The organism is Shewanella sp. UCD-KL12 (assembly GCF_001957125.1).
Classification (GTDB): domain Bacteria; phylum Pseudomonadota; class Gammaproteobacteria; order Enterobacterales; family Shewanellaceae; genus Shewanella.
Window position 1 is genome coordinate 1 of sequence record NZ_MPHJ01000032.1, and the last position, 6,123, is coordinate 6,123.

Here is a 6,123-nt window from a genome sequence, read left to right on the forward strand (position 1 = left end):
TATCAAGTGCTTCTGCAAGCTCAAGAATCTTAGCTTCCCAATCAGCTTCGCCTTCAAGGGCTTTAAGTGCTGAACCTTGGATAACTGGAAGGTCATCACCTGGGAATTCATACTCAGAAAGAAGTTCACGAACTTCCATTTCTACAAGCTCAAGAAGCTCTTCGTCATCTACCATGTCACACTTGTTCATGAATACGATGATGAAAGGTACACCAACCTGACGAGAAAGCAGGATGTGCTCACGAGTCTGTGGCATTGGACCATCTGTAGAAGCAACTACTAGAATCGCGCCATCCATCTGTGCAGCACCAGTAATCATGTTTTTAACATAATCGGCGTGACCAGGACAATCTACGTGTGCGTAGTGACGTGATGGAGTGTCATATTCGATGTGAGAGGTATTAATTGTAATACCACGCTCGCGCTCTTCTGGAGCGTTATCGATTTGTGCGAAATCTTTAACTTCACCACCGTAAGTCTTAGTCAATACTGCAGAGATAGCAGCAGTTAGAGTAGTTTTACCATGGTCAACGTGACCGATGGTGCCCACGTTTACGTGAGGTTTGCTACGTTCAAATTTTTCTTTAGCCATGGTATTGCCCCAATTAGATATCTTGGTGATGAAACCGACATACAACAAAAAATTCGATGCATAAATGTCATCGAATCAATTAAGTTTTTATAGGATATTTGAAGCAGATTGGCGCTGATGGCAGTGACTTAAAACCTCACCCTCGAGAGGGTGTGCTCATAAGGGCGAGCACATCAGCGAAAATTGGAGCGGATGGCGGGAATCGAACCCGCGTTATCAGCTTGGAAGGCTGGAGTAATACCATTATACGACATCCGCGCAACCTACTTCAGGTTACCTAACTACCTAGAATATGGTGGAGGGAGAAGGATTCGAACCTTCGAAGGCTGAGCCGTCAGATTTACAGTCTGATCCCTTTGGCCACTCGGGAACCCCTCCAGAGAAATGGTGCCGGCACCAAGAGTCGAACTCGGGACCTACTGATTACAAGTCAGTTGCTCTACCAACTGAGCTATGCCGGCGTGTCATTTCGGTAGCGGATATTATGGAAATGTGCGGACAAGTGCAATAGCTTTTTCTAAAAAAACTAAAAAAAGATGCTGAACGGCGCTTTTTCATCCATAAAAACACACTTTCGATGTTTTTTTAGTCGTAAAAACTTTTTATTAGCAAACAGCCACTTCATATGGCCCATTATTATTGTTCATCAGAAATTGATCGTGTACTGTTCATTCCTCAAATGGAGAGAAGCAATGCCTATCGAAAACAAAATTCATAATGCACTGTACATGGCATTTAACAGAGCACAGTGGGCAGAACTACGAGATTCAGTCCCTTTGACCTTAAGTGAGTCCGAGTTGACCATGCTTAGGGGTATCAATGAAAAGCTTTCTCTTACTGAAGTTACCGACATATATCTCCCTTTGAGTCGCTTGTTGAACTTAATTGTCGGCGCCAAACAGCAACGAGGGCTCGTACTAAACGAATTTTTAAGCTGTAAACCGCCTAAAAGGCCTTATATTATCAGTATCGCAGGAAGCGTAGCGGTAGGTAAGAGTACTACAGCACGTATTCTTCAATCTTTATTGAGTCAATGGCATGAACACCCTAAAGTCGATCTGGTCACTACAGACGGATTCCTGTACCCCCTTGCAGAATTAAAGCGACGCGGATTACTTCAGCGCAAAGGTTTTCCAGAAAGCTATGATATGAAGATGCTCGTTGAGTTTATCTCTAAGATTAAAGCTGGAGATAATAATGTCCAGGCTCCAATATACTCCCATATAAGTTATGACAGGGTTTCAGATAGAACACAGAGCATCGAACAGCCTGATATTCTCATCATTGAAGGTTTGAACGTTCTACAGAGCGGTCAGGATGCTGCAGTTGGTATTCAGCAGCCCTTCGTATCAGACTTTGTCGATTTTTCTATTTATGTGGACGCCAGTGAGCCACTGCTCAAAAAATGGTATGTAGATAGGTTCCTGCAGTTCCGTGGCGGCGCATTTAGTGATGAAAAATCATATTTTCATCACTACTCAAAGCTTAACGATCAAGAAGCGACCTCAACAGCTGCCAATATTTGGGACAGCATCAATGGACCAAACCTCAAATTAAATATCGAGCCGACTAGAGATAGGGCTCACCTCATCTTGCAAAAGGGAGATGATCACCTCATGAACCAGGTATTGCTGCGTAAGTAGTTGCTTATTACTAACTTGGTCTAAGGCTGATCTCGCCACCTACAAAGGGAACGACTCCCTCATCGGTATCAAGTAGGATGGCACCTGTAGTATCAATACCTCTACAGATACCACGAACCTCATTGTCTCCCATCAGCAACTTGACCTGTTTGCCCATGAAGATATCTACTGCGGCCCAACGTGATAGAAATGGTGTTAACCCTTCTGTTTGAAATTGCTCTAAGTCACTCTTCAGCTGCTTTTGAAGGGCTATAGCCAAATCTGTTTTATCCGGGCAAACAAGGCTCTGTGAAAGATCACTCCAAGCTTGGTCGATCTTATCACCCTGTTCCTGAGACATAGAAATATTAATACCTACCCCTATGACTAAGTGGCATTCACTGTCAGCTTGACCACTCATTTCGATTAATACGCCGGCCAGTTTTTTGCCATTTAGATAAATATCATTAGGCCATTTCACACCTAGTCCATCAATTCCTAAACTTGTAAGCGCTTTAACTAGTGCACAAGCAACAACTAAGCTAAGTCCTGACGCCTGAGCCATCCCTTGCTCTAATCGCCAATACATTGAACAATATAGATGACAACCATAAGGCGAAACCCAATTACGGCCTCGTCGACCGCGACCTGAAGATTGATACTCAGCAATACAAATATCACCAGAACTTAACTCTTCGACATGCTTAAGCAAAAAACCGTTAGTGCTAGGCAACTCGTCAAAATAGAAACAACGGCTACTGCTAGCAGATCTCAGCTTCTCTTCATTAATAAGCGAAACCGGGTTGGCCAATTTATAGCCCTTGCCCTTGACGCTATAAATTTCAACGCCATATTCTTCTAAAGAGCTTATATGATTACCAATAGCGGTTCTTGATACACCCGCCTGCTTAGCTAACTCTTCACCCGACACAAACTGCTGATTTGATAAGCTAGCCAATATCTCTCTTTTGCGACTCCATTGTTCAATCATTTACTAATTCCTTTTCTCCGTTAGCACCAATAATTCTAGGTTCAACTTCTAGAGTAATATCATAAACATGCTTAACTGAGTTAATAATATTTTTGGCTAACTGAACAACATCACTTCCAGTTGCCTTCCCGAGATTAACTAGTACTAAAGCTTGATCTTCATGTACTGAAGCGCCACCGACTGTATATCCCTTTAGGCCGAGATTATCAATTAACCATCCTGCAGCGACTTTAACTTGCTCATCATTTATGGTGAAGCCAACAGCGTGGTTAAATTCTTCCTTCAGCCTCATAAATCGCGCTTTAGAAATAACAGGGTTTTTAAAAAAACTTCCAGCATTACCCAGAACGGCTGGATCAGGCAACTTTTCATTCCTCAGGCTACAGATGCAATCAAATACCTGTTTTGCTGTTACTGTCTCTTTATCAAAAGCTTTTAAGGGACCATAAGTAAGCACTGGCTGCCATACCTTTCGAATTTTAAAGCCCACAGCAGTGATCACAGCTTTGGTTTTCAGCGCTTTTTTAAAGATGGATTCTCTATAACTGAAGTCACAATCAGCAGCTTTAAGTCTTATTAATTCACCAGATGTAAGATCAAGGTACTCTACCCAATCACAAACATCTTTAAGCTCAACGCCATACGCACCAATATTTTGAATAGGCGATGCACCAACAGTGCCAGGAATTAAGGCTAAATTCTCTAACCCTTGAATAGACATCAATAAAGAGGTTTCAACTAGTTCATGCCAATTTTCACCTGCCTGAACATCCAGATAATAAAAATTATCATCTTCTGACTTGAGCACACCTTTAGACTCGACTCGAACAACTGCCCCCTGAAAATCTTCAGTTAGCACAATATTGCTGCCGCCACCTAATAACATGAAAGGTTTGTCACTTCGATAAAGCGCTAAGCAGTACTGAGTTAATTCCTCCTTGTTTTTAGCATGGAACAATTGCGCACAACTATGCTCAATTTGGAATGTATTGAAAGGCTTTAAAGATTGTTCTAATACAGGCATACAGATGAATTTTCGGAGCAATAAAACTGCATTGTAACGTACTTAGCTCATAGAAAGTATTAGCACTCAGGCTCACAGCCGATTATGAAGAACATTTCATTGAACCTAGTGGATCATTAACAGGCTTAGATCTATTTCAGACAATAAACTTTGTACAGGCTGCACCAGTTCAGGTTATTTTATACTTGCTATACCTTCTGCACGGAAAGCTTTGATTTCAGCCACAAAAAAGCACTCCCTCATTTATAAGAAGTGTTAGCGCTTATGGTAACGAAAAAAGCATCTACATTGCTGTAGAGGATTTCGTCTTTGTGTTGGCGGGTGAATATCGCGTAGCGATATGCGTATGAACGAGAGGCATGAGTGCCGAACTGGGCAGTTAAGCATGGATACTGTTGGACGGAACTCAAACCCGCGCCCCTCCCTGCGTGACAGGCCGACTATCTCAAATAAATAGCCCTAACCAACTGAACTACGAAGTGCATGGATGCACAAATGTCACCAAGGCCATGGATGGTCGAAAGTGACCGTTCCTTTAGCAAAGCGCTTATATAACCCACTCAACTATTTTGTAATCATTTTGCCGAAAAACAGATACGAAAAAAGCCTCTACATTACTGTAGAGGCTTTCGTCTTTGTGTTGGCGGGTGAATATCGCGTAGCGATATGCCTATGAACGAGAGGCATGTATGCCGAACTGGGCAGTTAAGCATGGATGCTGTTGGACGGGACTCGAACCCGCGCCCCCCGGCGTGACAGGCCGACGATCTCTAATAAAAAGCCCTAACCAACTGAACTACGAAGTGCATGGATGCACAAATGTCACCTAGACCATGGATGGTCGAGAGTGACCGCTCCTTTAGCAAAGTGCTTACGCATTTCACTTTGATTTTTCTTTGAGACACGCATACGAAAAAAGCCTCTGCATTTCTGCAGAGGCTTTCGTCTTTGTGTTGGCGGAGCGGACGGGACTCGAATGTGCCTACGGCACTTGAGACAGGCCGCTTTCTATCTATAAAGAGGCTAACCAACTGAACTACCGCTCTGCTCGTATATTTTCCATATAACTGAGATACGAAAAGCCATAACGAAAAAAGCCTCTGCATTTCTGCAGAGGCTTTTGTCTTTGTGTTGGCGGAGCGGACGGGACTCGAATGTGCCTTCGGCACGTGAGACAGGCCGCTTTCTATTTTTAAAGAGGCTAACCAACTGAACTACCGCTCTGCTCGTATATTTGTCCATATAACTGAGATACGAAAAAGCCCTAACATTTTTGTTAGGGCTTATCGTAATGATTGTGGGCGAGTGTGGCGATAGCGACAAGCATACGATCGCGAAGATTTAGCGTAGCTGAGGCGAATTTATCCGCGATGCCATAACGAAAAAAGCCTCTGCATTGCTGCAGAGGCTTTCGTCTTTGTGTTGGCGGAGCGGACGGGACTCGAACCCGCGACCCCCGGCGTGACAGGCCGGTATTCTAACCAACTGAACTACCGCTCCTTTAGTAAATTGCCGAAGCATTTCACTAAATTCTTTATAGTCTCTGATATGTCACTATCAGTAGACTTTGATATCACTTTCTAGAAAGTGAAAATCAAATTAGGCGCCTGGAAATGACCTACTCTCACATGGGGAGACCCCACACTACCATCGGCGCTATTGCGTTTCACTTCTGAGTTCGAGATGGGATCAGGTGGGGCCACAATGCTATGGTTTCCAGACTAATTTGGAAATTTGAAAAGCTAATTGGGTTTTATAATCATTCTAACTTAAATCAAGTCGTATTCTTTTGTGCTTGTAAAGTAATCATCACTAATCACCACAAACCCATCTGGGTTGTATGGTTAAGCCTCACGAGTCATTAGTACAAGTTAGCTCAACGCCTCACAACGCT

4 protein-coding genes, 5 tRNA genes and 1 rRNA gene are annotated in these 6,123 nt (G+C 43.2%); 1 reads left to right on the top strand and 9 read right to left on the bottom strand.

The features are described from left to right. From BM736_RS24505 to BM736_RS24520, 4 genes are all read right to left on the bottom strand, one after another. Nucleotides 1-592, bottom strand: a 592-nt coding sequence (locus tag BM736_RS24505; protein WP_143562480.1) for a GTP-binding protein, incomplete at its 3' end; no start/stop codon positions are given. A 184-nt stretch (nucleotides 593-776) separates the two neighbouring features. Then, nucleotides 777-850 (bottom strand) — tRNA-Gly (locus BM736_RS24510). Nucleotides 851-885: 35 nt separating this feature from the next. Continuing rightward, nucleotides 886-970: transfer RNA gene (locus tag BM736_RS24515), tRNA-Tyr, on the bottom strand. 7 nt (nucleotides 971-977) lie between these two features. Beyond that, a tRNA-Thr gene (locus BM736_RS24520) sits at nucleotides 978-1,053 on the bottom strand. A gap of 231 nt (nucleotides 1,054-1,284) precedes the next feature. Between BM736_RS24520 and coaA the strand changes: the two genes are divergently transcribed. After that, the gene (gene coaA / locus BM736_RS24525; protein WP_076416875.1) at nucleotides 1,285-2,235 is read left to right on the top strand and encodes a type I pantothenate kinase; all 951 of its coding nucleotides are present in this window, start codon (nucleotides 1,285-1,287) and stop codon (nucleotides 2,233-2,235) included. 10 nt (nucleotides 2,236-2,245) lie between these two features. On the opposite strand, the gene birA is transcribed toward coaA, so the two are convergent. The 5 genes from birA to rrf form a co-directional block, all read right to left on the bottom strand. Beyond that, entirely contained in the window at nucleotides 2,246-3,205 is a 960-nt protein-coding gene (gene birA, locus BM736_RS24530) for a bifunctional biotin--[acetyl-CoA-carboxylase] ligase/biotin operon repressor BirA (RefSeq protein WP_076416876.1), read from the bottom strand. Continuing rightward, nucleotides 3,198-4,229: a UDP-N-acetylmuramate dehydrogenase gene (gene murB / locus BM736_RS24535; RefSeq protein WP_076416877.1), complete on the bottom strand. Its 1,032-nt coding sequence runs from the start codon at nucleotides 4,227-4,229 to the stop codon at nucleotides 3,198-3,200. Before murB ends, birA begins: the two co-directional genes overlap by 8 nt. Nucleotides 4,230-4,948: 719 nt before the next feature. Then, nucleotides 4,949-5,032, bottom strand: a tRNA-Asp gene (locus tag BM736_RS24540). A 620-nt stretch (nucleotides 5,033-5,652) separates the two neighbouring features. Beyond that, a tRNA-Asp gene (locus tag BM736_RS24545) sits at nucleotides 5,653-5,729 on the bottom strand. 105 nt (nucleotides 5,730-5,834) lie between these two features. After that, nucleotides 5,835-5,950, bottom strand: a 5S ribosomal RNA gene (gene rrf, locus BM736_RS24550). Nucleotides 5,951-6,123 lie beyond the last annotated feature (173 nt).

Coding starts and splice junctions, on each gene's coding strand:
- coaA (WP_076416875.1), top strand. CDS start 1,285: ATGCCTATCGAAAACAAAATTCATAATGCACTGTACATGGCATTTAAC.
- birA (WP_076416876.1), bottom strand. CDS start 3,205: ATGATTGAACAATGGAGTCGCAAAAGAGAGATATTGGCTAGCTTATCA.
- murB (WP_076416877.1), bottom strand. CDS start 4,229: ATGCCTGTATTAGAACAATCTTTAAAGCCTTTCAATACATTCCAAATT.